This is a genomic window from Lautropia mirabilis (genome assembly GCF_900637555.1).
In the GTDB taxonomy this organism is placed as follows: domain Bacteria; phylum Pseudomonadota; class Gammaproteobacteria; order Burkholderiales; family Burkholderiaceae_E; genus Lautropia; species Lautropia mirabilis.
Genome location: NZ_LR134378.1, coordinates 1,127,305 through 1,152,559 on the forward strand (window position 1 = coordinate 1,127,305; position 25,255 = coordinate 1,152,559).

At 64.6% G+C, this 25,255-nt stretch carries 22 protein-coding genes; 14 read left to right on the forward strand and 8 right to left on the reverse strand.

The features are described 5' to 3' along the window. Nucleotides 1-283: 283 nt before the first annotated feature. The gene (locus EL249_RS04585; RefSeq protein ID WP_169311687.1) at nt 284-3,283 is read left to right on the forward strand and encodes a putative bifunctional diguanylate cyclase/phosphodiesterase; all 3,000 of its coding nucleotides are present in this window, start codon (nt 284-286) and stop codon (nt 3,281-3,283) included. On the opposite strand, the gene EL249_RS04590 is transcribed toward EL249_RS04585, so the two are convergent. Next, nucleotides 3,182-4,009, reverse strand: coding sequence for a pseudouridine synthase (locus EL249_RS04590; RefSeq protein WP_005674059.1), 828 nt, complete (start codon nt 4,007-4,009; stop codon nt 3,182-3,184). The genes EL249_RS04585 and EL249_RS04590 overlap by 102 nt on opposite strands. A gap of 166 nt (nt 4,010-4,175) precedes the next feature. On the opposite strand from EL249_RS04590, the gene EL249_RS13730 reads away from it, so the two are divergent. Next, the gene (locus EL249_RS13730) at nt 4,176-4,364 is read left to right on the forward strand and encodes a DUF4260 family protein (protein WP_083799525.1); all 189 of its coding nucleotides are present in this window, start codon (nt 4,176-4,178) and stop codon (nt 4,362-4,364) included. Here EL249_RS13730 and EL249_RS04600 read toward each other — a convergent pair whose 3' ends face one another. Together EL249_RS04600 and EL249_RS04605 are read right to left on the reverse strand one after the other, a co-directional pair. Then, nucleotides 4,365-4,904 carry a ComEA family DNA-binding protein gene (locus EL249_RS04600; RefSeq protein ID WP_050781915.1) on the reverse strand — a complete coding sequence of 180 codons (540 nt, stop codon included), beginning with the start codon at nt 4,902-4,904 and terminating at the stop codon, nt 4,365-4,367. A 388-nt stretch (nt 4,905-5,292) separates the two neighbouring features. After that, complete coding sequence (locus EL249_RS04605) at nt 5,293-5,526, reverse strand: LysR substrate-binding domain-containing protein (RefSeq protein ID WP_040530001.1); 234 nt, start codon at nt 5,524-5,526, stop codon at nt 5,293-5,295. A 476-nt stretch (nt 5,527-6,002) separates the two neighbouring features. Between EL249_RS04605 and EL249_RS04610 the strand changes: the two genes are divergently transcribed. The 4 genes from EL249_RS04610 (at nt 6,003) to EL249_RS04625 (ending at nt 10,809) form a co-directional block, all read left to right on the forward strand. Next, entirely contained in the window at nt 6,003-6,404 is a 402-nt protein-coding gene (locus EL249_RS04610) for a hypothetical protein (protein ID WP_126348084.1), read from the forward strand. Beyond that, nucleotides 6,401-7,897 (forward strand): HAMP domain-containing protein, encoded by a 1,497-nt coding sequence (locus EL249_RS04615; RefSeq protein WP_083799523.1) that lies wholly within the window; start codon nt 6,401-6,403, stop codon nt 7,895-7,897. Before EL249_RS04610 ends, EL249_RS04615 begins: the two co-directional genes overlap by 4 nt. A gap of 11 nt (nt 7,898-7,908) precedes the next feature. Beyond that, nucleotides 7,909-9,525: an SLC13 family permease gene (locus EL249_RS04620; protein WP_197721605.1), complete on the forward strand. Its 1,617-nt coding sequence runs from the start codon at nt 7,909-7,911 to the stop codon at nt 9,523-9,525. 78 nt (nt 9,526-9,603) lie between these two features. Beyond that, nucleotides 9,604-10,809, forward strand: a complete 1,206-nt coding sequence (locus EL249_RS04625; RefSeq protein WP_232002038.1) for a glycerate kinase — start codon at nt 9,604-9,606, stop codon at nt 10,807-10,809. 45 nt (nt 10,810-10,854) lie between these two features. On the opposite strand, the gene EL249_RS04630 is transcribed toward EL249_RS04625, so the two are convergent. The 3 genes from EL249_RS04630 to ffh form a co-directional block, all read right to left on the reverse strand. After that, nucleotides 10,855-11,472 carry an alpha-ketoglutarate-dependent dioxygenase AlkB family protein gene (locus EL249_RS04630; protein WP_005674048.1) on the reverse strand — a complete coding sequence of 206 codons (618 nt, stop codon included), beginning with the start codon at nt 11,470-11,472 and terminating at the stop codon, nt 10,855-10,857. Between the two features lie 699 nt (nt 11,473-12,171). Beyond that, nucleotides 12,172-13,029 carry a beta-1,6-N-acetylglucosaminyltransferase gene (locus tag EL249_RS04635; protein ID WP_005674047.1) on the reverse strand — a complete coding sequence of 286 codons (858 nt, stop codon included), beginning with the start codon at nt 13,027-13,029 and terminating at the stop codon, nt 12,172-12,174. A gap of 333 nt (nt 13,030-13,362) precedes the next feature. Next, nucleotides 13,363-14,754 (reverse strand): signal recognition particle protein, encoded by a 1,392-nt coding sequence (ffh, locus tag EL249_RS04640; RefSeq protein WP_040529998.1) that lies wholly within the window; start codon nt 14,752-14,754, stop codon nt 13,363-13,365. A 99-nt stretch (nt 14,755-14,853) separates the two neighbouring features. On the opposite strand from ffh, the gene EL249_RS04645 reads away from it, so the two are divergent. The 8 genes from EL249_RS04645 to EL249_RS04680 all read left to right on the forward strand — a co-directional run bounded on the left by EL249_RS04645 (nt 14,854) and on the right by EL249_RS04680 (nt 22,628). Next, entirely contained in the window at nt 14,854-15,801 is a 948-nt protein-coding gene (locus EL249_RS04645) for a cytochrome C assembly family protein (protein WP_050781913.1), read from the forward strand. A 19-nt stretch (nt 15,802-15,820) separates the two neighbouring features. Beyond that, nucleotides 15,821-16,111, forward strand: coding sequence for a PP0621 family protein (locus EL249_RS04650; RefSeq protein WP_005674044.1), 291 nt, complete (start codon nt 15,821-15,823; stop codon nt 16,109-16,111). Nucleotides 16,112-16,145: 34 nt separating this feature from the next. Continuing rightward, on the forward strand, nt 16,146-17,927 hold the full coding sequence (locus EL249_RS04655; RefSeq protein ID WP_005674043.1) for a two-component system sensor histidine kinase NtrB: 1,782 nt from the start codon (nt 16,146-16,148) through the stop codon (nt 17,925-17,927). Then, entirely contained in the window at nt 17,924-19,507 is a 1,584-nt protein-coding gene (locus EL249_RS04660; protein WP_005674042.1) for a sigma-54-dependent transcriptional regulator, read from the forward strand. The genes EL249_RS04655 and EL249_RS04660 overlap by 4 nt, the downstream gene beginning before the upstream one ends. Further along, complete coding sequence (ampD, locus tag EL249_RS04665) at nt 19,507-20,076, forward strand: 1,6-anhydro-N-acetylmuramyl-L-alanine amidase AmpD (protein WP_005674041.1); 570 nt, start codon at nt 19,507-19,509, stop codon at nt 20,074-20,076. The genes EL249_RS04660 and ampD overlap by 1 nt, the downstream gene beginning before the upstream one ends. Nucleotides 20,077-20,250: 174 nt before the next feature. Next, on the forward strand, nt 20,251-20,514 hold the full coding sequence (locus EL249_RS04670) for a hypothetical protein (RefSeq protein ID WP_126348085.1): 264 nt from the start codon (nt 20,251-20,253) through the stop codon (nt 20,512-20,514). A gap of 96 nt (nt 20,515-20,610) precedes the next feature. Continuing rightward, the gene (locus tag EL249_RS04675; protein ID WP_126348086.1) at nt 20,611-21,807 is read left to right on the forward strand and encodes a hypothetical protein; all 1,197 of its coding nucleotides are present in this window, start codon (nt 20,611-20,613) and stop codon (nt 21,805-21,807) included. Nucleotides 21,808-22,064: 257 nt separating this feature from the next. Further along, nucleotides 22,065-22,628, forward strand: coding sequence for a YggT family protein (locus EL249_RS04680; RefSeq protein ID WP_005674036.1), 564 nt, complete (start codon nt 22,065-22,067; stop codon nt 22,626-22,628). Between the two features lie 56 nt (nt 22,629-22,684). On the opposite strand, the gene EL249_RS04685 is transcribed toward EL249_RS04680, so the two are convergent. Then, complete coding sequence (locus EL249_RS04685) at nt 22,685-23,632, reverse strand: carbohydrate kinase family protein (RefSeq protein ID WP_005674035.1); 948 nt, start codon at nt 23,630-23,632, stop codon at nt 22,685-22,687. A gap of 105 nt (nt 23,633-23,737) precedes the next feature. Next, nucleotides 23,738-25,114: a DUF3426 domain-containing protein gene (locus EL249_RS04690; RefSeq protein ID WP_005674034.1), complete on the reverse strand. Its 1,377-nt coding sequence runs from the start codon at nt 25,112-25,114 to the stop codon at nt 23,738-23,740. Between the last annotated feature and the right edge of the window lie 141 nt (nt 25,115-25,255).

Consider the following 25,255-nt stretch of genomic DNA (forward strand, 5'->3'; position numbering starts at 1 on the left):
TTCGGGGGGCAGGACCTGCCGTCTGTCGGTGGACATTATTCTTTTTGCTGGGGATGGACGCACCCCGGCCGACGTCGGCCCCCCACCTGTGTGTCTTCGCCCAATGTATCCCATTCCGGGATGACATGATCACCGCACGACAACCAGGGACCCCCTCCCGGGAGCGAATGTGACGCAGCCCCAGGATCCAGCAGCACGACAACGCCAAGGCGCACGCCAACTGGCGTCGTGGGTGCTTTTGCTGATTGCGGTGTCGTACGTGGTCTGGATGTACGCCTACCCGATGGCTTATTCGAAGCCGGATCAGGTCCTGCCCTACAGGATCCTGGCGTCATCGAAGAACTTCAACGAACTCACTAGCGTGCTGGGTTCACTGCGCGAGCAGGGACCGGCACTGGATCTGGGCGCCAAGAGCGGCAACGCCAAGACCCTGTGGGTGCTGGCCCGCATCCCCGCCGACACCGTCGAGCGCACGCGCGTGCTGCACATCGCCAACCGTTCCGTGCAGAAGGGCGATGCCGTCATCCTGGACGAATTCGGCCAGGCGTTGCTCTACGCGCATTTCAACAACGAGCAGGAGCCCGTCAACGCGGCCCGTGCACTGCCGGGCTATGCCATCACGCTGCCCGAGCTGCCACTGCCCCTGCCGGCCGGCCACCGCCGCTTCAGCGGTGAACATGACCTGACCGCCGTACTGCGTCTGGAGCTGTCCATCGCCGGCTCGGCGCTCTCTCTCAACCTGTGGGACGAGACCCGCTTCATCGAGGCACAGCGCCAGATCGAGGCCCAGGGCACGCTGCTGGGCAGTATCCTGGCGCTGCTGGGGCTGACCGCCTTCGTGGCCGGGCAGCTGATGCACATCCGTGTGGTGCGGCTGCTGGCCTTCTGGCTGGGATCACGTGCCGTCTTCCTGATGGTGCGGGGTGGCTACATCCAGTTCTGGCTGGGCAGCTCGGCCTCCAGCGTGGTGGGCATGGGTCTGGAGCAGATGGCCCAGATGGCCTTCCCCTGTGCCTGCGCCGCCCTCATGTGGGGGCTGATGGAGTCCCGGCTGCAGGGCCACCGCTTCGGCACCTGGCTGCACGGCATGTACATTGCCACCGGCTTCGCGCTGGCGGTCTCCGGCCTGCTGCCGCCCGACATCTTCCAGACGCTGCTGTACCTGGTGGGCGGTGCCATTGTCGTCACCGTGGTCGGCATGGTGGTGGTCAACCTCAGCCGCCGCATCTCGGTGATGTCGGTCTGGTACCTGTGCACCCCGTTGCTCGACGGGATGGCGGCTGCCAACACGCTCTTCTTCCTGCTGGGCATCACCCAGTCGCCGCTGCCCTGGCTGGACCTGCAGTCCACCACGCTGCTGGCCGTGATGAACGCCTCCACCGCCGTCATCGGCTACCTGGCGGCCGAGCGTTCGCGCCAGCTGCGCAGCCAGGAAGCCGCCATGACGGCCCTGGGGCGCTACCAGGCCACCTACCGTGCCGTGCCCATCGGCCTGCTGTCCTTTGATCGTGAAAACCGCATCGAGCGCTACAACGAAGTGGCGGTACGGCTGTTCGATGTGCCGGCTGGCAGCATCGATCCCCATCATGCCCCGGGTGCACGGGCAGATGCCTCGCCCTTGGCCATCCGGGGCGACAGTGCCTCACTGGATCGTGCCCACGTCGACACGCTCTCCGCCCTCAATGACGCTTTCCCGCAGGATCTGGCCGAACGCATCCATCAGGAACTGGAGAACTTCGAGGAAGCCGACTTCGTCTGGCGTCTGGAGAAGGTGAGCGGCCATCGCTGGCTGCGCGTGCAGGCACAGAAGACCGATACCGGTCACGACGTCAGCCTTACCGACATCACGGCGCTCAAGCAGGCCGAACACCACCTCATCCACGAGTCCCAGCACGACAGGCTGACCGGCGCGCTGAACCGCCATGGTCTGGAGAAGCGCCTCGAGGCACTGCTGAATGAGCATGAAACGCTGGATCAGGTGTCCCTCTGCTACATCGACCTGGACCGCTTCAAGGTGCTCAATGACGTGTTCGGGCATCAGGCTGGTGACACGGTGCTGGTGGATGTCGTGCGCCGACTGCGCAGCCGGTTGGGCGAGCATGCGGAGATTGCCCGCATGGGGGGCGACGAATTCGCCGTGCTGCTCAATGGCAAAGAGCCTCCGCACCGCCTGCTGGCCTATCGTGCCCTGGATGCCATTGCCGGCCGCCCCTTCGTCATTGCGCCCAAGCGCTTTGCCGTCACTGCCAGCGTGGGCATGAGCCCGGCCCGGCGTGGCCAGACCGGCAGCCAGCTGATCGACCGTGCCGACAACGCCTGCCGCGAGGCCAAGCGCAAGGGACGCAACCAGGTCGTCATCTTCCAGGACGGTGAGCAGGAAGGGGAGCGCCAGCGTCACCAGGTCGAGATGGAGGTGCTGGACCGCCTGCGCCGGACCAAGGAATTCCGCGATTTCGAGCTGGCCATCCAGCCCGTGGTCGGCCTGGGCGAATCCAACCGGCTTGGCGGCGAGATCCTGTTGCGCCATCGCACCCCGGACGGCACCCTGCGTTCACCCGCCGGCCTGATCGAGGCCGCCATCTACCGCGGCGAAATGGCCACCATCGACCGCTGGGTGCTGAACGAGACCCTGCGCTGGCTGGACAGGAACGAACGCGCCTTCCGTGCCCTGGACTTCATCTCGCTCAACCTGTCGGCCGAAGCGCTCAGTGACGAAGCCTTCAAGACCTACCTGCTGAGCCAGGTGCGCCGCTACCAGCAGGTCGCTCCCAAGCTGGTCGTCGAGATCAACGAGACCGTGGCCATGCAGGACGGCTACATGATGAAGCGCCTGATTGGCGGCCTGCGCCAGCTGGGCGCGCGCGCCGCGCTGGACAACGTGGGGGCTGGCTTCGTGAACCTGTCGGCCATCGGCGAGATCGGCGTGGCCTATCTGAAGATCGACGGCACCTTCACCGAATCGCTCGTCCACCAGGGTTCCGGTCAGGCCGTGCTGCGCACCCTCACCGTGCTGGCGCATGAACTGGGCATTGCCAGTGTGGCCAAGTCGGTGCAATCCGACCTGATGCTGCCGGCGCTGGAGCGCATCGGCGTCGACTACGGCCAGGGCCAGGCGCTGGGCGCGCCCATGCCGCTGCCGGAATTCGAGAAGCTGGCCGGCATCGCCGCCGGCGTGGAGCATTCAGAAGCTTTCGTCCAGCCCCAGGTAACGCCACTGGCCGGGCGGAAGGCGCCCCAGCAGGACGTTGCCCACACGGATGCGCTTGAGCCCCGTCACCGCTAGACCCACCAGCTCGCACATCCGGCGGATCTGACGGTGGCGCCCCTCCTGCAGCACGAAGCGCAGCTGCTCGGGGTTCTCCCAGTCCACCTGCGCCGGCTTCAGCTTGTGCCCGTCCAGCGAGAGCCCGTGACGCAGGAGCTTCAGCCGATCCGGCGGAAAGGCCGCCTGCACATTGCGCTCGACCTCGCCATAGCGCACCCGCACCAGGTATTCCTTGGTGGTGCTCGAATCCTCACCGATCAGCTGCCGGGCCACGCGCCCATCCTGCGTCAGCACCAGAAGCCCCACCGAATCGATGTCCAGCCGGCCCGCCACCGCCAGCCCGCGCAGCTGGTTGCGCTCGAAACGGCGCGGGTTCGTGTCGCCAGCCCAGCGGCTCTGCGCATCGATCAGCGTCACCGCCGGTCGATAGCCGTCCTCGGCCTGGCCGCTCACATAACCCACCGGCTTGTTCAGCAGGATCGTCACCTTGTCCTGCTGCCGGGCTCGCGCTGCCTGCCGCACCTCCACCACATCGCCCGGCATCACCTTCTGCCCCATCTCCACCGGCCGGCCGTTGATCCGCACCCAGCCTTGGGAAATCCAGTCATCCGCCTCGCGCCGCGAACACACGCCCGTGCGCGCCAGATGCTTGTTCAGCCGTTCGCCCTCGGGCGGGATCTCGCTTGATGCCGCGGCCGGGGCACGTCCCTGGGCCTTCTCTTGGGCCTTCTCACGGGGCTGCAACCGGGGCTGCGTCCGGGGCTGAGCCTGTGACCCGGACTGAGGGTCATTCTTCCGGTTCTGCGGACGCCCCGCGCGGGGGCGCTCCGCTTCATGGCCTCGGGCATCCTGTGCTCGGCGCCGGGCCGGCACGAGTTTCAATGGCGACATCTCTTCGGTATCGGTAACGTTGGGGGAAGGGCTTCGAAAGCCTGATGGGGGCTGTCCGTATCGTATCCTGTCCAACCATGTCCGCCACATCGGCCTCAATCGTGCCCTCGGCTATGGATTGAGGTATGTCGATGGCTTCCGTTTCACGCATCTGGGATACATCGGCGCCCAACCGGAAGAATTCGATGGGCGCCGACGGCAGAGGTGATCAGCGCTTGTGCGCAATCACGCGATCCTTGATCTTCTCGTACACGCTGGCCGGCACGATCTTCTTGCGCTTGAGCTCATCCTTGCCGGTGTAGGGGCGTCCCTTCACGATGGCCTTGGCGCGTGCCTCGCCGATGCCGGGCAGTTGCGCAAGTTCCGCTTCGGTCGCGCTGTTCAGGTCCAGCTTGCCGACCGACCCCGCAGCGTTGTCCTTGGCAGCCTCCTCCGTGGCGCTGGCCTTGCTGGTGGCTTCCTGGGCCTTGTCCTTCTGGCTGGCGGCCTTGTCCTGAAGCTTGCTGCCGTCCTTCTTCAGCGCATCCTTCTTCTCCTTCAGGGTGGATGTCTTGCTGTCAGCAGCTTCGCTCATCTTGCCGGACAGCGAATCCTTCACTTCCGTCACTTTCTCGCGAGCGCCCGACAGCAGTTCGGACTTGTCGGCCGCGTGCAGCGACGGTGCACCGAATGTCAGCGCCAGCGCAGCCAGCAGGCCCAGCGCCGGAGTGCGCACCGAGGAGAGGGTGGGTTTCTGGTTCTTCTTCATGAATATCTTCCCTGAACATGTATGGTGCCGGTCCCGTGCCGAAGCCGGAACCGACGATGATGCCTTCATCCATGCCGTCACCGTGAATGGCACCGCGATGAAGACAGCCGACAGGGTACCAAAACCCGGGCCCTGAATCGCACGGGCGGCAAGCTGATTGGCCGGGAAGACACGCCTGCGGCAGGGGCTTCCTTGGCATGCCGATGATCTTGTCCCATCCAGTGCCCTGCCGGCTACCATGATGGAGGGCAGATGCGATTTGCATGGATGGCTTCGGGATCGGATGCGTTCCCAATGTGTCATCGTGTCCGGCCGTGCCAGCCCATACAGGATGCGACTGTCGGTGCTCAGGCCGCCAGCGCCGTGTGGCCCGTACAAGGGGATCCCCTCAATGGGCGGCCGGCTCGCGCGCGTCCTTCAGCATCTCCACCAACGCCCGCAGCGTGACGGATCTCCGGCGGTTCGGGTAGTACAGGCAGAAGCCCTCGATGCGTGGGCTGAAATCTGTCAGTACCCGTACCAGGCGACCTGCCGTCAGATGCTCCGCCACGAGCTGATCGGCCGAATAGGCCAGCCCCTGTCCGTCAATGGCAGCGGCGAGGATCAGGCCGGCGTCGTTCATCACCAGGCAGAGCATCCTGGTGGATGGCGGCTATACCATCGGCGGCCTGCGCTGGCAGTGAGGCGATCGTCTCCGGACGGCGAGATTCGCGTCCGGGCAGAGCATGAGATATGTCTTGCCTTTTGTATGGCGGTCTTTGCGAGAGCCGGGCTCCGGAAAGGGGATGTACGGAGCCCAGTTTTCGCTCTTTTGGTGCAAGCTGTACTCCGATCCTCCCACTGAAAGAAAGACCTTGCAGAGGACCATAGAGATGGGGCGATCGTATGTTCCTACTATTATGCGTAGGTATTGTCGATTAATCCAACATTTGGTTGCGAAGAAACATATCATCGAGGAATTAGCATTCAATTAGTTAGTTTTGTATACAACTCTTAACATGAAGAAATAGGTTTGTCTTACTGTGTCGCAGTATATGATTTGGTGATGAGATAACATCATGACACTGCTGTCCCATTTGCTTTTTGAGGGGGAATGCTGTGCTGTCGCGTCTCTTTATCATCATTCTGTTGCTTCTTATTCCTGTCGCTATTGCGCTGCTGTCTCAACAGATAACGCGCACGGTACCTCCGCCCAAATTGTCTGGCGGCATCATTGAGGTCCCACTGCACGACACGGATGATATGTCTGGCCATGGTGCAGATGCAGTAACCGAAATCGGTCTGCCGGATTCATATACACCCCGCACCATCAAGCACAAATACGACATGGGGCCGGATGACGAGGCCAGACGTGTGGATGGCGTCAGAGGCAAGGGAGCGGATGCTCTTCATCAGGATGGTATCCACGATGAACGGCAGAATGGCAGCCGCGAGCACAGTATTGCGCCGGAGACTAAAGCTGCGGAGCACCATGGCCATCAAAAAAGGGAGACGCCATGAAGTCGAATGCTGATGCACGTCCTCTGGCAATGCCTCTCACGGCGCGCTGGCGCGTCGTGGGCTGGATATTGCTGACAGCTGCATTGATGGTTCTGGCGTTGATCCTGACGGTCCGTTCGATCTTCATTCGGCAGGTGGACCTGGATGCTAATGCAGCCGTCGTCCAGGAGCTGCATGAGTTCAATGCGTTTGCCCGCGAGGCTGTGGACCCTCGTACGCACGTTGCCTTCCACTCGTTGACCGCGCTGATGGAGCGCTACCTGGAACGTCAGACCCCTGATCGTGGGGAGGCCTTTATTGGTGTGACACCCGATGAGGTTCTCCTGCTGGATAATGCCTCCAATGATGCAGGCGAGCGACTAGCCGAAAATCCCAAGCGCCTGAGGGCCTTGTTGACCAGTCCGCAGAGTTCAGGCATCGAGAGCACGCCCGATGGCCCGATGCGCTGGGGCAAGAGTGTCATTCAGGGGCACGGCAAGCGGGGGGTGTTGCTGGTGACGCAGTTCGTTCAGGCCAATGTCGACAGCGTGCATCGCAACATGCTCGTTCTGTTCGGCGTATCGCTGGCTGGCATGGTGTTGACGGCGTTCATCGCTTGGTTGGTAGCCGGGCAGATCCTGGCGCCGGTACGCCGCTTTGCACGATTGTCCGAACGTATCGGCCCGCTTGATCTGTATACACGGCTGCCCGAGCATGGTAGCAGTGAGCTGACCCGCTTGGCACGCGCGATCAATGGCATGCTGGATCGACTGGAAAGCTCACACCGCGAGCAGAGTCACGTGCTGTACGAGGTGCAGCAACAGTTGCAGAGGCAACTGCAGGCACTGGTCTCGTTGCGTCAGCTGCTGGTACATGACCCCGAACAGCTGGCTCTGCTGGACAGGCCGGCAGGCGAGATGCGCCGTCTGGTGCAGGATCTGGAGCTGCTGCTCGAAAGTGCTCGACCGGGGTTTTTGCATTGCTACCCGGTCAGACTGGATGAATTGATCCAGAAGGCGGTCCGCCAGCAGCGCAATCTGCGACCCGATCGGGACTGGCAGGTGGTGGAGACCGTTGATGCCGAAGCTGAGCTGGACATGCAACGGGTGCTGTTGGCGTTGCACTATCTGGCCAACAACGCGGCGGACAACACCCAGGTGGGAGACAGGATCGGTCTGGGAGCATCCGTTCGCCGTCAGGCCGACGGTGAGGCCATGGCTAGTCTCTGGGTCGTCAATCAGGGGGCGCCGCTCAGCCAGGAACAGGCGAGGGCCGTCTTCGAACCGGTGCCGCATCGTCGTGATGAGCTGGACGAGGGCCATTTGCACATGGGCATGGGGCTCGCCGTGGTAAAGGCACTGGCGCATGCCCATGACGGGTATGCGTGGGTGGAGTCGGGTACGGAACGTGGGACGGTGTTCGGTATCGATGTTCCGATGGCCCGTCCTTCAGAGGGTACCAGTCAGACACTGGTACAGGAATCGGCCATCCAGGCCATGCAGAATGAAAAATGACAGCCCATGCCATGACCAAGGCTGAACGGATCAAGAATATGACGACGGACGACTCCGCTCCGGTTTTCTATCGTACCCATTCGTCATTGAATCTGCCGGACAGGAGGGAATCCGGGAGCAGACGAACGCTTGAGCCAAGTCTGATGGAGCGAGTGGTACGGCGGTTGCGTGACGATTTCTCTGTGCGGCATCTGGCCGCCATTGCTGCCGCCATTGGTGTGATGGCACTCGTCGTCTGGTGGGTCAATATTGCCGTGGATGGTGCGGACGAAGCCAAGGCGTTGAGCACGCAGGGCGCAGTCACCCTTTCGGTCTTTGCCATTGCGGTATGGTTCTGGATCTTCACCGCCATTGATGACACCTATGTCGCGTTGGGGGCGGCAGTCGTGCTGGTGGTGATGGGTGTGTTGCCGGAAAAGACGCTCTTCGATTCTCTGGGTGATGACACTGTCTGGCTGTTGCTCGGTTCGTTCGTCATCGCCGCAGGCATCACGGCTTCCGGGCTTGCCACGAGAGCAGCAGTCTTCATCATTTCTGGGGCACGAGATGTGCGACAGTTGATGCATCTGAGCGGAGCGGCCCTTGTGGCTACAGCTTTTGCTGTGCCATCGACCTCGGGGCGGGCAGCATTGGCCATGCCGGTGTTCATGGCATTGGCTCCGGTACTGCGCGATCGACCTTCACTGGTTCGGGCGCTGGCGCTGGCCTTCCCATCTGTCATCCTGCTGTCGGCCGTGGCTTCCTACCTGGGGGCCGGTGCACATCTGATCACCAGTCAGATTCTGGTTGGTCGGGGATACCCGGGCTTCTCATTTGCCAATTGGATGCTCTATGGCTTGCCATTGGCGGTGGTGTCCAGTGTGGCATGCGTGGAGCTGGTGCTGGCGCTGTTCACATCACGTGAAGATCGTCGTCAGGCGTTGAGCATTTCTGTGAGCGACCTTCAAAGCCACACCAGCATTCCTATCAGTGGCAGGTTCACGCCAGCTCAGGGAAGGGCCGCTTGGCTGGTGGCTGTGGTCATCGTCCTCTGGTGCATGGAGCCGGTCCATGGCATCCACCCTGCTGTCATTGCCCTGGCTGGCGGGCTGGCCATGAGTAGCACCAGCTTGGGCGTCGTCAGTCTGGGCAAGGCGCTCAAGTCGGTACCGTGGTCCCTGTTGATCTTCATGGCGGCTACGCTGGCGTTGGGATCGGCGCTGGCCAGTTCCGGCGCCGCAGCTTGGGCAGCCGAAGGCATGCTTGGGCCCATTCGCAGTGCCGGAAAGGCAGCTTCAGTCACTTTCGTCGTCGTTATCGTGTTCATTTCCACTGCAGCGCATCTGGTCATTCAGTCACGGTCGGCACGGTCCGCAGTGCTCATTCCTCTGGTGGTATCGCTGGCGCCGGAGGTTGGGGTCTCCGCGATGGCCGCTGCGTATGCCTCGACGGCGGCTGCAGGTTTCTGTCACACCATGAGCAGTTCGGCCAAACCCATGGCCTTGTTTGCCAGGGTCGAGGATGCTCCCACCTATTCTGCCCAGGATCTGCTGCGGTTGAGCCTGTGGCTGGCGCCGCTGAGCGCTGCTCTGGTGCTGTTGTTTGCCTTCGTCGTCTGGCCGCTGAGCGGTATGCCGCTGTTTCGGTGAAAGTGAATGGCAGCAGCCGTTCGTTCGGATCAACCATCAAGGAGGAAGCCAATGTCGATCATCCCCAGGAATATCCTTGTGGCTCCAGCTGGGTTCAAGGAGTCGTTGGACGCCGGTACCGTGGCGCGTGCCATTTCGGCAGGCGTGCGGCGCACCATGCCGGGAGCACGTATCAAGACCGTTCCGGTGCCTGATGGAGGCGAAGGAACAGCGCATATGCTGGCCGAATCGACAGAGGGACGCCTGGTGCATCGCACCGTTACTGGTCCTGTAGGACAGCCTGTCGAGTCGCATTTCGCCTTGCTCGGCGGCAAGGCACAAGGGGTGGCTGTGGTGGAAATGGCTGCTGCAGCCGGCCTGCGCCTGGTGCCGCGAGACATGCGTGATCCTACCCTCACCACGACCCGGGGTGTGGGAGAACTGATACATGCCGCGCTGGAGCATGACATCCACACCATCTTGATTGGTTGTGGTGACTCCGGCACCAGTGATGGAGGCCTGGGAGCATTGCAGGCTCTGGGTGTGCGCATCGCCGATGCCCAAGGCAGGGAGGTTGGACATGGTGGTCGCTGTCTGGCGGATGTGGCGACATTGGACATGAGTGGGCTGCCGTCGGCGTTGCGCGATGGAAAGGTAAAGATGGTGATGGCGCTCAACGCACATAACATCCTGACGGGTGAGCGCGGCGTGGCACGGGTCTTTGGCCCCCAGAAAGGGGCTTCTCCACAGCAGGTGGCCGAACTGGAAAGAGGCTTCGAAAACTGGGCACGCAAGTTGGCAGAATACGCACTGCCACAGGCACGGGACATCGATTTTGCTCGCGGTGCGGGTACGGGCGCATCGGGTGGTCTGGGTGCAGGGCTGGCTGCCATCGGGGCGCAGCTGGTGTCGCGCTTTCAGGCACTTCTGGACTCCGGGCTGGCCGGTTTCGACATGAATGCGCTGCTCAGAGGGGCAGACCTGGTCATCACCGCGGAAGGGGCCATCGATTTCCAGACACCCCGTGGCAAGGTTCCTGCCGAGATCGCCCGGCGGGCTGGTGAGCTGGGGGTGCCGGTTGTTGCATTGGCTGGCACGCTTGGCAAGGGGGCCCAGGATGTCTATGACATCGGCATCGATGCCATCGCGTCGATCGTGCCCATTCCGATGAGTCTTGAGCAGGCCATCGAGGCGGGTGAGCGGCTGCTGGTGGAGGCCACGGAGCGTCTGATGCGCACCTTGCTGCTGGGAGCGGCCATGACCGTGCGCAGCGCGGATGTCAAGGAGACCGCTGCGGCGTGGTGAGCCAATGGGGAGGGCATAGCGCTTTCGGGGAAGGCCCGAGGGATCTCACCCTCTCGCCCGGATCGTCCGGAATGTCAGGTTCACGCGCGGCTGGGTGACGCGCGTGCTTTTCATCAGCGCATGCTGCCAGTGGGTCTGCGTCTGGCCGCGCATCACGATCAGCTGGCCGTGGTGCAGCAGCATCTCGACCTTCTGGCGGGTCTGGCGGTGGCGGAACGCAAACTTGCGGGTGGCCCCGAAGCTGACCGAGGCAATCACCGTCTCCGGCCCCAGCTCGGCCTCGTCGTCGCTGTGCCAGGCCATGCCCTGAGTGCCGTCGTCGTAGCGGTTCAGCAGGCAGGAATTGAAGGAGACCCCCACCCGGGCACTCACCTGGTCGCGCAACGTCCGTAGGGGAGGGGCCCAGAGGCGTGCCCGATGGTTGACGCCTGAATAGCGGTAGTCGAAGGCTTCGTCGCCATACCACGCCACACGGCGGGCCGTGACGATGCGCTTTCCGTAGAGCTGGACCTCGTCATGCTGCCAGGGCACTTCGGCCAGCAGCCAGGCCAGCATCGCATCGGCCTCGGCGGCAAACACCGTGCCATGGTCGTTGACGACGCCGTCGCAGGGCAGCAGGTTGATCTGCGGATCGGCCGCGTCTTCAAAGAGGGAAAGCGTCATGGCGGGCAGATGCTTAGGGTTGCCCCCGCTTAGGGTTGCCCCCAATGGAATGCCTGCGTGCAAAGCAAGACAATGCAGCCATGCGGTCTAGACCAGCCGGACATGGAGACACCCGGCGGCAGTGAGAGGAGACCCGGCAAGTACTGCACTAACTGAGCCGGACAAGAAAAGCGACCGCAGAAAGAAAAAAGCCCGCACGGATAAGCGTGCGGGCTAATCCACCAAAGGAGGAGGTGGAGGAGACGAATGAATTCTATGCTCTGGCTTCGGTCATTGCAAGAGGTTTTTGCGCCGTTCCGTATCTTTTATGTTAAAGATAGTCAATTTGTGCGCTCAAGAGGCATGAATGCCTCATCCCACGGGCCGGCTGCCCGCCAAGGCAGCAGATTCAGGGGGTCGATTCATCTGAGCCGTGCTATCTGATTCGTGCTATCCGACCGCGCCGCGAGTCGTATCCGCCCTTGCGGCGTGGCCTATCAGAAAGCAGCACGCCGACACGCAGGATGTGCGTATCGGCGTGGTGATCCCCGAAGGGGGGAGGAGACTGCCATAGGCAGACCTTCTGCATGGGCCATGGGCCCCTGCCAAGGGTCGCTTCGGCTTTTGTGTTTCGGCAAACCTGGCTGAGGCTGTTCGAGGGCAGGCCGGATGCCGGAACGCCCGGCCGTCGTCAGCCTGTTTCGGTCAACCTTCTGTGGGTCAGCCTGCCTCGGCGCCCAGCACCCTCTTTTCCAGCACCCGCAGGATCTCGCTGTCCTGTCGGCTGTCGAACTTGCGGGCAAAGAGCTTGTCCGAGCGCTCCAGACGCTCCCGGTCGGCCAGCGTGAACACCTTGGGGTGCGATCCTCCGGCGCTCCAGTCCTCTTCATGCAGCAGGCGGTTTTCCACCGTGTCGGCATGGGGAGAGTTCATGATGAAGCTGTGCGGCAGCACCTCGACGGGGCGGTAGCCATGCCTCAGGGTCTTCACCCAGCGGGGCAGGTGGCTGGATTCGATGAGGTGCTGACAGAAGCTGCGGGTAAGCGCCATGTAGGGGCGGCCACCCACGTAGCGGGCCTGGCCCAGATGGCGCGACCAGCGGTCAATGCGCAGTTTGGGCACGTTCCAGCCGCTCTTCATGAACGGGGGCTCCAGCCGGATGCGCTGGATGCGGGCGTAAGGGTCGTTCCAGACCTTCTCGGGCTCCACGATGTCGAGGAAGTTGCGGCCTTCGTTGGCTGCAAAGAAGGCGCGGATCTCTTCCTGCGACTTCAGCGGAAAGTCCTGGCCGCTGAGGTTGATCAGCACTTCCCAGGGCTCGGGGCGTGCCAGCAGTTCACGGATGCCGTCCAGCCGGGCCTGCATCAGGCTCCAGGACGCCCAGCGCATGTCGCGCGCCGGGGCAATGAAGACATTGGGGTGCCGACGCACCACGGCTTGCAGGGCCGGCTCGCTGCCGGTCAGCCCCTTGCTGTCGGGCATGACCAGGTAGACGTTGTCGGGGTGCTGGATGCAGTAGAGCATCTGGGCCAGCTGCTCGGGCTGCTGGTGGGCAATGATCAGATAGGCAAGACGCACGGTCGGTCACCCGAATGGAAAGGCTCGGGCCCCGGATGCTGGCCCGCAGGATGAGAGGTTTGGGTCTTCCTGAAGCGTCCGTGTGCCGGGAAGGGAGGAACTTCCCGGCAGGCAGGCTCAGGGGGCGTTGTGAAACCCCCCAAGCCTTCTGTCCCAATAGGGACAGGCGGTCACTTCTGCAAGCCATTAGACCGCAATTCTGTGACCAATCTAATGCGATATGTAACCAATCAGCGCGGAACGGTTGCGAATAGCCGCGAATCGGTTGAATTGTCAGGAAAGGCGATCACCCGGGATGTGCCTGGGTGCGAATGAGCCATATCCCTCAGCCCGTCATCGGCCCATCGGGCCGGGGCCGCCCATGCCGGGCAGGCCGCCGCCGCCCATCATGCCCTTCATGGCACGCATCATCTTGGCCAGGCCGCCTTTCTGCATCTTCTTCATGACGGACTGCATCTGCGAGAACTGGTTCAGCAGCCGGTTGACATCGTGCACGTGCACGCCTGCGCCCGCGGCGATGCGCCGCTTGCGGGTGGCCTTGATCAGCTCGGGCTTCTCGCGTTCGGCCGGTGTCATGGCGTGGATGATTCCCTGCATGCGGCGCATGTCGCGCTCGGCCTTGTCCATGTCCTCGGCGCTGGCCTTGCCCTGGATCTCCGCCGGCATCTTCTCCATCAGCGAGCTGAGCCCGCCCAGCTTCTTCATCTGGCTCAGCTGGGCCAGGAAGTCGTTCAGGTCGAAGCGCGAGCCTTTCTTGAGCTTCTCGGCCAGTTCCTGCGCCGCGGCGTGGTCCACGTTGGCGTGGGCCTGTTCCACCAGCGCCACGATGTCGCCCATGCCCAGGATGCGGTTGGCCATCCGGTCGGGGTGGAAGACATCCAGGCCGGTGAGCTTCTCGCCCACCCCCACGAACTTGATGGGCTTGCCGGTGATGGCCTTGACCGACAGGGCCGCACCACCGCGCGAGTCGCCGTCGAGCTTGGTGAGCACCACGCCCGTGAGCGGCAGCGTGTCATTGAAGGCCTTGGCGGTGTTGACTGCATCCTGACCCTGCATGGCGTCCACCACGAACAGCGTCTCAATGGGGTGCAGGGTGTCGTGCAGCAGGCGGATCTCGTCCATCATCGCCTGGTCGATGCCCAGCCGGCCGGCCGTGTCGACGATCAGCACGTCGTGATAGTGGTTCTTGGCCCAGTCCACTGCGGCACGCGCGATGTCGGCCGGCTTCTGGTCGGGTTGCGACGGGAAGAAGTCCACGCCGGCCTGCTGGGCCACGGTCTTCAGCTGGTCGATGGCGGCGGGGCGGTACACGTCGCAGGAAACCGTCAGCACCTTCTTCTTGCGGTTCTCGCGCAGCCACTTGGAGATTTTGCCCACCGTGGTGGTCTTGCCCGCGCCCTGCAGACCGGCCATCAGGATGATGGCGGGCGGCTGGGCCGCCAGGTCCAGCTCGGCGGTCTCGCCGCCAATCAGGTCCACCATGGCATTGTGGACGATGCCCACCAGCGCCTGGCCGGGGGTGAGCGACTGCAGCACCTCCTGGCCCAGCGCCTTTTCCTTCACCTGGGCGATGAAGTCGCGCACCACGGGCAGGGCCACATCGGCTTCAAGCAGCGCGATGCGGATTTCCCGCAACATTTCCTGGGTATTGGCTTCGGTCAGGCGAGCCTCACCGCGCATGGTCTTCACAATGCGCGCAAGGCGTTGGGAAAGGCTGTCGAACATGAGAGACTGGGCCCGAAGGCGGTGGAAAACGTGGCGGGGAGTGCGCCAGGGGCGGGGCGATGTTGCGCGACCGGTGCCCGGGCGGGGTAAACTGCGACAGTGGGCATTGTACTGACTCTCATCCTCCTGGCGGTCGGACTGTATGGTCTGGTGCTGCTGCGTGGCCTGCGCCATGATGCGCAGGGCCCGGCACGTGCCGCAGACGCCGACCCTCCTTCTCGTGCCGCCGGCGCAGGTGCTCCGGCGGCACGGCCTGCTGCTGCGCCGGCGCCCCGTGGTGTGGCCAGCCCCGCCGTCGGCTGGCGCGGTCTCGATGTCGTGCTGGGGGCCGGGTTGCTGGCCCATGCGCTGGTGCTCATCTCACCCTGGTGGCGCGTCGACGAGGTCTTTCATTTCGGCTTTGCCTATCTGCTGTCGGCCACGGTCTGGATCGCGCTGCTGCTCATCTGGCTGGAAAGCCGCCACATGAGTGTGGGGCGCCTGCCTGTGCTGCTGGCGCCGCTGGCCATGGTCGTGGTGGTGCTGCCCGTCTTCTTCCCCGGTGCCGCATTCCCGCTCGATCGGCAGACGCCGTTCTTCGTGCCGCACCTGGTGGTGGGCACGCTGGCCTACGGCGTGGTCTTTCTGGCCGCGCTGCAGGCGCTGCTCATGGCGGCGGCCGAGCACCGGCTGCATCCGCGCCGGCAGGACCGCGCTGGTCTCATCACAACACTGCTGGCGCGCGGCCATCAGGCCTTGCCGCCGCTCATGGTGCTCGAGCGCATCCTCTTCAATGTCATCAGCGTAGCATTCGTGCTGCTGCTGCTCACGACAGTCAGTGGCGGCCTGTTCAGTGAAGAGATCTTCGGGCGACCGCTCACGCTGAACCACAAGACCGTGTTCTCGCTGGTGGCCACCATCTTCTTCGGGCTGCTGCTGCTGGGGCGCCGGCTGTGGGGGTGGCGTGGACGCCTGGCCATCCGGCTCACGCTGGGCGGCTTCATCCTGCTGCTGCTGTCCTACGTGGGCAGCCGTTTCGTGCTGGAAGTGATCCTCAACCGGATCTGATCGCCAGGAAGGAATCAACGTGAAAATCATCTTCTGGATGCTGGTGATTGCCGGCGCGATCATGCTCGTGCGGCGCTATGGTGCCCTGGCGGCGGCCCGTGCCCGGCGCGAAGCCCAGGCTGCGGCCGGCCAGTCGGCCGCAGACGCCGCGCCCGCACGTCCGGCCAGTGCGGACATGATGGTGGCCTGCTCGATCTGCGACCTGCACCTGCCGGCTTCCGAGGCCATCTTTGCCCACGGCCGTGTCTATTGCTGTGAAGCGCACCAGGCGCAGGGCAAGGCGGCCCAGAGCGGGCAGCGCCTGAAATGACGCCTGCGCAGCGCCGCACGCGGCTGGTTGCGGCATGAACGCATCGACGAATCGGCTGTCGCCGGACCCGGATGAGCTGCCCCTGCAGCAGGCCGGCACCTTCTGGACCTCGCTGCGCTACCTGGCCGACGGGCGCCTCATCATCGCGCTGCTGCTGCTCATCTACATTCCGGTGCTGGGGCCCGACACCCCGGCAGCGCATCCGTTCCAGCGAACGCTCTTCATTGGCCTCACGGCCTTCTACATGGGCTTTGCGGTGCTGAGCTCCATCGCGGTGCGTCGCATCCGTCGGGGCTTCTCGCTTCAGCTGTTTGCGCAGATCACCGTGGACGTGCTGGTGCTGGGGCTGATCGTCTATGCCAGCAACGGCCGCAGTGGCCTGGGGGCGCTGATGATCACCCCGGTGGCGGGCGTGGCCATCCTGTCGGCCACCTTGCCCGCGCTGGCGGTGGCGGCTGCGGCCTCGATGATGCTGCTGGGCGAGACCATGCTGCGCTTTTTGCAGCGTGGCGACATGGGCACCACGGCCATCGGCAACGAGCTGATGATCGCCGCCTTCATCAGTGCCACGCTGTTCTTCACGGCGCTGGTGATCAGCCGCCTGGCACGGCGTCTGGCCATGCAGGAGCGACTGGCCATCCGGCGCGGCGAAGATCTCCGCAACCAGCGCGCCATCCACGCGCTGGTGGTGGCCGAGCTGGATCAGGGGGTGGTCGTCTTCGATCCGCGGGGCGTGCCGCGCGACATGAACCCGAAGGCGCGGCGTCTGCTGAACCTGCCCATGGGCGTTCCCTTCACCGAGGCCGATCCCAAGACACTGAAGGCGCTGCGCCAGGTCCTGGAGACGCCCGAGCGCGTGGCGGACCTGCAGATCCGTCGTCGTGAAGGCACCGTGCGGCTGCGGGCCCGGGTGCTGACCGGTGGCAACATTCCGCCCGACGAGCTTGATGAGACTTCGTACTATCCGGGGGGCGACAACGGGCAGGGCGGCCGTGCATTGCTGGACCGCGTGGTGCTGCTGGAGGACCTGAAGCGTATCGAGGATCAGGCCCAGCAGCTCAAGCTGGCGTCGATGGGCCGTCTGTCGGCCTCCATCGCCCACGAGATCCGCAATCCCCTTTCGGCCATTCGCCATGCCGGTGCGCTGCTGGGCGAGCAGGCGAGCACGACAGCCCAGAAGCGCCTGGCCGACATCATCGAGAAGAATACGATGCGCATCGACCGCATCGTCGAGGATGTGCTGTCGATGGCACGGCGCGGGGCCCTGAGCGAAGTGCTGGACCTGCGGCATTTCATGGCGCAGTTCATGCCGGAGTTCATGGCCAACGTGAAGGCCGGTGGTGCCGTGGTGGCAGGGCGCGATGGCGGTGAGCGCATCGCGCTGCGCCATGACAGTCATGCGCCCATCACCTTCGACCCCAATCACCTGCGCCAGATCCTCGTCAACCTGCTGTCCAACGGGCTGCGCCATGCCTCGGACCGTGAGGGCGCGGTGCTGCTGCTCTGGACGCAGAGTGCGACGGGCGTGCTGCAGCTGTGGGTTCTGGATGATGGCCCGGGCATTCCCGAAGATCGGCGCGAGCATCTGTTCGAACCGTTCTTCACGACCGAGACGCGGGGAACGGGGCTGGGTCTGCACCTGACGCAGGAGCTGTGCACGGCCAATGGCGCCACCATCCGTTATGAATCCTCTGCGCTGTTGGGTGAGGACATCCGGCAGCGCTACGGGGCGGGTTTCGTGATCACGCCCCAGCAGCGACAGGTTGCGGAAGCAGGCCCTGTCGCGGCACCTTCGAGAATGGAGAGCGATGAATGAAAGTCACCGCCGACGACGATAACCGTCTGCCCCCCGGCCGGACGCCCCGGGTGCTGGTGGTGGACGACGAGGAAAGCCTGCGCGAGCTGCTGGAGCTGACGCTGGTGGGCATGGGGCTGGATGTGGACGTGGCCGAGGACCTGTCCACGGCACGTGCAATGCTGGAGCGCTACCGCTATTCGCTCTGCCTGACCGACATGCGCCTGCCCGACGGCAACGGCCTGGATCTGGTGCGGCTCATCAACAGCCAGTGGCGCGACACGCCGGTGGCGGTCATCACGGCCTACGCCAGTGCGGAGAACGCCGTGGCGGCGCTGAAGGCAGGGGCCTTCGATTATCTGAACAAGCCGGTGGGGCTGGATGCACTGCGGGCGCTGGTGCGTTCGGCCCTGAAGCTCTCGGATACTCCTGCCACGAAGAATCCGGTCGCGCCACCGACGGCGCAGCCCGGGGGCAAGTCCACCCGCCTGCTGGGCACGTCGCCCGCCATCGATGCGGTGCGCGCTTCCATCGCGCGCATGGCGCGCAGCATGGCGCCCGTGCACGTCACGGGTGAGTCCGGTTCCGGCAAGGAGCTGGCGGCTCGGCTCATCCATCAGTTGAGCGGCCGTGCCGAAGGGCCTTTCATCGCCGTGAACTGCGGCGCCATCCCCGAGAACCTGATGGAGTCGGAGTTCTTCGGCTACCGCAAGGGGGCGTTCACGGGGGCGGATTCCGATCGCATCGGCTTCTTCATGGCGGCCAATGGCGGCACGCTGTTCCTGGATGAGGTGGCCGACCTGCCGCTGGCCATGCAGGTGAAGCTGCTGCGTGCCATCCAGGAAAAGCGCATCCGCAAGGTGGGGGCGGTGACGGAAGAAGCGGTGGATGTGCGCATCGTCAGCGCCACCCACCAGAACCTGGCGCAGTGCGTGGCACAGGGACGGTTCCGGCAGGACCTTTTCTACCGGCTCAACGTGATCGAGCTGCGCATGCCGGCGCTGCGCGAGCGGCAGGAGGACGTGGGCGTGCTGGCCGATGCCATCCTGCAGCGGCTGGCACAGCGCAGCGGTCTGGAGGGCGTTCCGCAGCTCTCCAGCATGGCGCTGCGCTACCTGCAGAGCTATCCGTTTCCGGGCAACGTGCGCGAGCTGGAGAACATCCTGGAACGGGCGCTGGCGTTTTCCGATGGTCGTGTGATCAACGTCGAGGACCTGGGGCTGCGCCCTATCGTGACCGACGAGAAGGAACGTGAGCTGGATGACTCCCTGCATCAGGGGCTGGCTGCCCCGGGAGGGATGCGTCCGGGTCAGGGGACATTGGCCGCTGTACCCTGGAGTGCAGGGCAGGGGGCATCGGTGTCCGATGCTGCTGCCGACGAAGGGCAGGGCACGTCGTCGATGCCAGCCGCCAGCGAACCGCGCGGCTGGAAGCTGATTGATGGGGTGCCCACCTCACTGCCCGATTATCTGGACCAGGTGGAGCGTGATGCCATCCTGCTGGCGCTGGAGCGTACCGGCCAGAATCGTACGGCGGCGGCGCGGTTGCTGGGCATCACGTTCCGTGCATTGCGTTATCGGCTGCAGCGGCTGGGCATCTGATGGACACCGGAACGCCCTGGCTGTCGAACATGAAGGTGATCGACAGCCCCAACCATGATGCGAGGCCCGAGGGCATCGTTATCGATACGGTCATCCTCCATTACATCAGCCTGCCGCCCGAGCATTTCACGGGTGACGCGGTGGAGGCCCTGTTCACCAATCGTCTGGATGTCACGGCGCATCCGTACTTTGCAGGGCTGGCTGGTGTGCGGGTGTCGTCGCATTTCTTCCTGCGCCGGCATGGCGAGCTGGTGCAGTTCGTTCATCCGGATCTGCGCGCCTGGCATGCCGGCGTGTCGCGCTTGCTGGATCGGGAACGCTGCAACGATTTTTCCATCGGCATCGAACTGGAAGGTAGCAGTCAGCGTCCGTTCACCGAAAGCCAGTACCGCCGTCTGGAGAAGCTTCTGGATGCCCTGTTCCAGGCCTATCCCATTCGCTACATTGCCGGGCACAGTGATGTGGCACCCGGACGCAAGGAAGATCCCGGCCCCTGGTTCCAGTGGTCCCGGTTGAAGTCGCTGCTGGATGCACATGGTGTGGTGCGTCCTTTTCCGGAAGGCTGCTGATGCGCTGATGTGTGTGCTGCTGGCATGGCGTGGGTGGTGTAGAACGCCTGTTTCCCGTTCTTCCATCACGCCGGGTGAAGACCTGGATGCCATGGCGGCTGCACGCATGATTCGCGGCGAAACCCGTGCACGAAACATGGGTGATGCTTGAAATGCAGGCGGTGTGAAATGCTCATGACGCGCCGTCACTGCCATTTGCATCCTGTTCTTTGCGCCCTGTTTTCCAGCGTGCCAGTCCCGAACGCTTCAAGTTTGCGTGATGCTTTCAGGGGGCAGAAGTCCGGCGTCTGTCGAGCGGATATCGATTGTCACTGTGCAGTGCTGCTGCAATACAGGGGGTGCGCAGAAACCGTTTATCTGCTGCCCCCTGAAAAACGCGAAAAAACCTTCGGTATTCTTCTTGGTGCGATTGCAACACGCATATTGCTCACGTTATGATCGGGCCGTCAGAAATTGCCCTCGGTTGGTGGTGCATGGCGTGCAATCGGTGCAGACATTGATCGCCAATCGAATTTCCCTGCTTAGGAGTGACTGATGGCAACAACCACCAAGAAGACGGCGGTAGCCAAGAAGACCGTCGGCCGTGCCGCAACGGCCACGCGCAGCACGAAGGCTGCTGCTGCAACCACAACCCGTCGTGCCACCGCGACGCGTGCATCGGCCCCTGCGGCTGTTGCGGCAACAACGACGGCAACTCGCGGACGTCGCAAGGCTGCTGAGACGGTGGCGGAACCCGTGGTTCGTCGTGGTCGCAAGACAAAGGCGGAAGTGGAAGCTGCGGTACTGACGACGACGCCCGCACGTCGTGGCCGCAAGCCGAAGGCCGAGGTGGAAGCGGTCGTTGCTGCGCCGGTCCGTCGTGGCCGCAAGTCCAAGGTGGAAGTTGAAGCTGCCGTGCTGACGACCACGCCCGCACGTCGTGGCCGCAAGGCGAAAGCCGAAGTGGAGGCGGTGGTTGCCGCCCCCGCCCGTCGTGGTCGCAAGGCGAAGGTGGAAGAAGCCGCAGCTGCGGTTGCTGCTCCTGCACGTCGTGGCCGCAAGGCGAAGGTGGAAGAAGCCGCGCCGGTGGTTGCAGTGCCGGCCCGTCGTGGTCGCAAGCCGAAGGCGGAAGCCACTGCACCGGTGGTTGCAGCGCCCGCCCGTCGCGGTCGTAAGGCGAAGGTGGAAGAAGCCGCGCCGGTGGTTGCAGCGCCTGCCCGTCGCGGTCGCAAGCCGAAGGCGGAAGCCGCTGCACCGGTGGTTGCCGCGCCGGCCCGTCGCGGTCGCAAGTCGAAGGTGGAAGAAGCCGCGCCGGTGGTTGCTGCGCCTGCCCGTCGCGGTCGCAAGCCGAAGGTGGAAGCCGCTGCACCGGTGGTTGCCGCGCCGGCCCGTCGCGGTCGCAAGGCGAAGGTGGAAGAAGCCGCGCCGGTGGTTGCTGCGCCTGCTCGTCGCGGTCGCAAGCCGAAGGCGGAAGCCGCTGCGCCGGTGGTTGCCGCGCCCGCACGTCGTGGTCGCAAGGTGAAGGTGGAGGAAGCCGCGCCGGTGGTTGCCGCGCCCGCACGCCGCGGTCGCAAGGCGAAGGTGGAAGAAGCCGCGCCGGTGGTTGCCGCGCCGGCCCGTCGCGGTCGCAAGGCGAAGGCGGAAGCTGCTGCACCGGTGGCAGCAGCGCCTGCTCGTCGCGGTCGCAAGCCGAAGGCCGATGCGCCGGCAGCCCAGGCTGCCTGGCCGTTCCCGGTGGGTCGTCGCCCCTGATGACAGGCGCTTTCTGATCCAGGACGCTTGAAAGCGTTACGACAGCCGCTTCGGGTCACCCGGGCGGCTGTCGGCGTTTTGGGGGATGGTATTCTGTCGGGCGTTGATCTTTCCGCGCGTGTTGCGGTGAGAGGGCTTGCCCCGGGGCTGCAGCCTTTCACGCGCAGCCCGGCATGTTTCATGTTGGCCGCATGCGGCGCTTTCCTGCGCAGCACCAGAGCGGCAGATCATTTTTCGATTGTGCTTGGAGGACCGGAATGCAGTCGATTCTCTGGATGCTGATACAGACGCTGGCCTCGCTGCTGGCCAGTGCCTGTCTGTTGCGGGCCTATGCGCGCTGGCAGGGGATGTCGCCGTTTGGCAATCCGCTGGTGGGCTTTGCCCATGCGCTCACGCAGTGGCTGGTGCGCCCGCTAGGCATGGTGCTGAAGCCTTCCGGGCGGCTGGACTGGCCCAGCATCGTGGCAGCCCTGGTGCTGGGGCTGGTCACGTCGCTGGCGTTTGCCGTGCTGCTGGGGGTGCCCGGCATGGCAAACCCGGTCTATGTGGTGCTGCTGGGCGTGCTGTGGGCTGTGCGCTGGGCGCTGTACCTGGCCATGCTGCTGATCATTGCCTCGGCAGTGCTGTCGCTGATCAATCCGCAGGCACCGCTGGCCTGGCCGCTGGCAGCACTCACTGCCCCGCTGCTGAAACCCTTCCGGCGGGTGCTTCCGATGGTGGGGCAGTTCGATCTCACGCCACTGGTGGCGCTTCTGGTGATCCAGGTGGTGCTGGTGCTGGTTGACCCCACCGTGGTGCTGGCGCTTCTGGGCGGCCACTGAGTCACCACGGGGTTGTCACGGGGCCGGCGAAGGTTGCCGGCCCGTTTCGTTTCTGATTACCAGGGCCGGCTGCCGTAGGCGGCGGCAAAGCGATCGGCGATGTCGTCGCGCGAGGGGCGGTGGTTCTGCGGGCCGGCTGCCTCGATCTTGATGGCGCCCATGATGCTGCCCATGCGTGCGGACTTGCCCCAGTCCCAGCCCTGCGAAAGGCCATACAGCAGTCCGGCACGATAGGCGTCGCCGCAGCCGGTGGGGTCCACCGCCTGGCTGATGGGGGTGGGCTTGATGGTCTCGATCTGGCCTGCCTGATAGAGGCGCGAGCCGTCGCCGCCCAGGGTGACGATCATCGTGCCGGCGGCCTCGGCGGCTTCTGCTTCAGTCCAGCCGGTCTTGTTGCACAGCATGCCGAACTCGTAGTCGTTCAGCGTGAGCGCGGTGGCCTGTTTCACGATGGCTTTCAGCTCGTCGCCGTTGAACAGGGGCATGCCCTGGCCCGGATCGAAGATGAAGGGGATCTTCGCATCGGCAAACTGCTGGGCGTGTTCGACCATGGCCTGCTTGCCATCGGGCGAAACGATGCCCCAGCTGACTTCGGATGCCGGGAAGGCATCGATGCGGGCGCGATGGGCCTCGTTCATGGCCCCCGGGTGGAAGGCGGCAATCTGGTTGGCCGCCATGTCGGTGGTGATGAAGGCCTGCGGCGTGAAGTACTCGGGCAGCACCAGCAGCTGGCGGGTGTCGATGCCCCGCTTCTTCAGCTGCTCGACGTATCCGGCACCGTCGGCGCCCACGGCAGCCACGATGGCCGGATGGCCGCCCAGCAGGGTCAGGTTGTAGGCGATGTTGGCTGCGCAGCCGCCCGATTCACGCTTGAGCTGGGGGGTCAGCATCGAGACGTTGATCTGGTGGACGCGCTCGGGAAGGATGTGGTCCTTGAAGTAGCCGTCAAAGACCATGATGGTGTCGAAGGCGACGGAGCCGCTGATCAGAACGTATCGGGACATGGTGTGCCTGTGGGAATGGGCCGGCGTGCCGGCAGGAAATCAGGAGGAGACCCGAGCCGGCCAGGCCCGCGGAAAGCAAAGGCGTGGCCGGCAGGGCGTGAGGGATCAGGGATAGAAGAGCGCCACGGAATAGCCGGCCAGGTTCAGGTCGGAGGTTTCCAGCAGCAGGTCGATGGGCTGTTCGCTATTAGGCGGCATGCCAGCGGCCTGGGCCCGGGGGTTTTCCAGGTATTGGCTGGGCAGCAGCACCTTGCGTACCACCACGGCGTTGGAGGGGCCGGTGAGGGTGAGTTCCATAGCCGGCCAGCGGGTGGGCAGCTTGCTGCGGTTGCGCAGGATGGCCGTCATGCGGGTCTTGCCGGGCTGGCGGGTGTTGCGCAGCTCGAAGGACTCGATGGACAGGGCGCCCAGGCTCATGGGGGGCTTGATGTCCTGCCCGGTGAGCAGGCTGGCCGTACTGGCCACGGGCCGCAGGAAGGGCAGGTGGTAGGCGATCTCGGTGCGATAGACGGACACCAGCTGCACGGCAGCCAGGACCGAGAGGCCAATGGCCAGGTACCGCCGCCGGGCAGGCGTGAGCCAGCCGACGAGGGTGCGTTGGCCGCTGTGGGCACTGCTGTCCGCACCATGGCGGCGGCTGCGACGACTGTGGCCGGTACGGCTGCCGGTGCGGCTGTCGGATGCACCGCTGTAGTCGGCGCCGTGGCGGCTGCTTCCCTTGTCGTCATCGCCATCGGCGTGCCGAGGCTTGTGCTGACGCCAGATGCGGTTGGCTTCGTCGATGAGGGCGCCGGCCGCCTGGGTATCGGGGTCGATGGCGTTTGGCTGGGGCGCCGTGTTGCCCGAACGCAGCGAGGCGGGCAGCTGGATGTTGTCGTCGGCAGTCTGGCCGGGCAGCGGCTCTTCGCTGTCGGAGAGGAAGAAGACCGTCTTCAGGTCGTCTTCTTCCTGGGTGACGGCGGGGCGGGGCGCCGGCGCGGCACGCGGGGCTTCGCTGCCATTTCGTCCCGCGCGATTGTCACGGTTGCGATTGCGGCCCCGACGCCGGCCCCTGTCGTTGGAGGGGCGCCGGGTGCTGGTGTCGTCCGGGGCGTCCTGGTCGTCGGACGCAGGGACTTCGGCAGACGGGCTGTCGGCTGCGCCGGTATCTGTCCCGGTATCGACGGACGTGAGCGTGTCCGTGTCCGGGTCGTCGTCAGCCACGGGGGCGGTGTGCGCAGGCGACGCGTCGGCGCTTGGCCGGGGTGTGCTGTTGGCCGGGGCCGTGGGCGCGGGCGCGGACGGCTGCGCGGTGATGGTGGGCGCGGCCAGCGCGTCGGGCTGGCTGGTGTCCTCGTCCCGATCGACATAGCGCAGGTGCTCGACGCCCGAGAAGACGTGCTGGCAGACTCCGCAGCGGACCAGGCCGCGCCGCAGCTTGAGCTGATCAGGGACGACCTTGAAGCTGGTCTTGCATTGCGGACAAGTGGTTGCGAGCGCCATGTCGCTATCTTACCGTCTGGAAGATGGTGAGGAAAAAGCAGGGTGACGCCGGCGCAGGAAGGGCGTGCCGGCAACCTGGGGCAGCAGGGCGGCCACGGTGGGGCGGAACGGGTCTGAAGATAGGGGCGCTCCGGCGGGGTG

Bases quoted from the DNA above. Each gene is read 5' to 3' on its own strand.
- EL249_RS04670 (WP_126348085.1), top strand. From the start codon at position 20,251: ATGACGCGCCGTCACTGCCATTTGCATCCTGTTCTTTGCGCCCTGTTT.
- EL249_RS04615 (WP_083799523.1), top strand. From the start codon at position 6,401: ATGAAGTCGAATGCTGATGCACGTCCTCTGGCAATGCCTCTCACGGCG.
- EL249_RS04685 (WP_005674035.1), bottom strand. From the start codon at position 23,632: ATGTCCCGATACGTTCTGATCAGCGGCTCCGTCGCCTTCGACACCATC.
- EL249_RS04605 (WP_040530001.1), bottom strand. From the start codon at position 5,526: ATGAACGACGCCGGCCTGATCCTCGCCGCTGCCATTGACGGACAGGGG.
- EL249_RS04585 (WP_169311687.1), top strand. From the start codon at position 284: ATGGCTTATTCGAAGCCGGATCAGGTCCTGCCCTACAGGATCCTGGCG.
- EL249_RS04660 (WP_005674042.1), top strand. From the start codon at position 17,924: ATGAAAGTCACCGCCGACGACGATAACCGTCTGCCCCCCGGCCGGACG.
- ampD (WP_005674041.1), top strand. From the start codon at position 19,507: ATGGACACCGGAACGCCCTGGCTGTCGAACATGAAGGTGATCGACAGC.
- ffh (WP_040529998.1), bottom strand. From the start codon at position 14,754: ATGTTCGACAGCCTTTCCCAACGCCTTGCGCGCATTGTGAAGACCATG.
- EL249_RS04620 (WP_197721605.1), top strand. From the start codon at position 7,909: ATGACCAAGGCTGAACGGATCAAGAATATGACGACGGACGACTCCGCT.
- EL249_RS04630 (WP_005674048.1), bottom strand. From the start codon at position 11,472: ATGACGCTTTCCCTCTTTGAAGACGCGGCCGATCCGCAGATCAACCTG.
- EL249_RS04655 (WP_005674043.1), top strand. From the start codon at position 16,146: ATGAACGCATCGACGAATCGGCTGTCGCCGGACCCGGATGAGCTGCCC.
- EL249_RS04600 (WP_050781915.1), bottom strand. From the start codon at position 4,904: ATGAAGAAGAACCAGAAACCCACCCTCTCCTCGGTGCGCACTCCGGCG.
- EL249_RS04680 (WP_005674036.1), top strand. From the start codon at position 22,065: ATGCAGTCGATTCTCTGGATGCTGATACAGACGCTGGCCTCGCTGCTG.
- EL249_RS04675 (WP_126348086.1), top strand. From the start codon at position 20,611: ATGGCAACAACCACCAAGAAGACGGCGGTAGCCAAGAAGACCGTCGGC.
- EL249_RS04690 (WP_005674034.1), bottom strand. From the start codon at position 25,114: ATGGCGCTCGCAACCACTTGTCCGCAATGCAAGACCAGCTTCAAGGTC.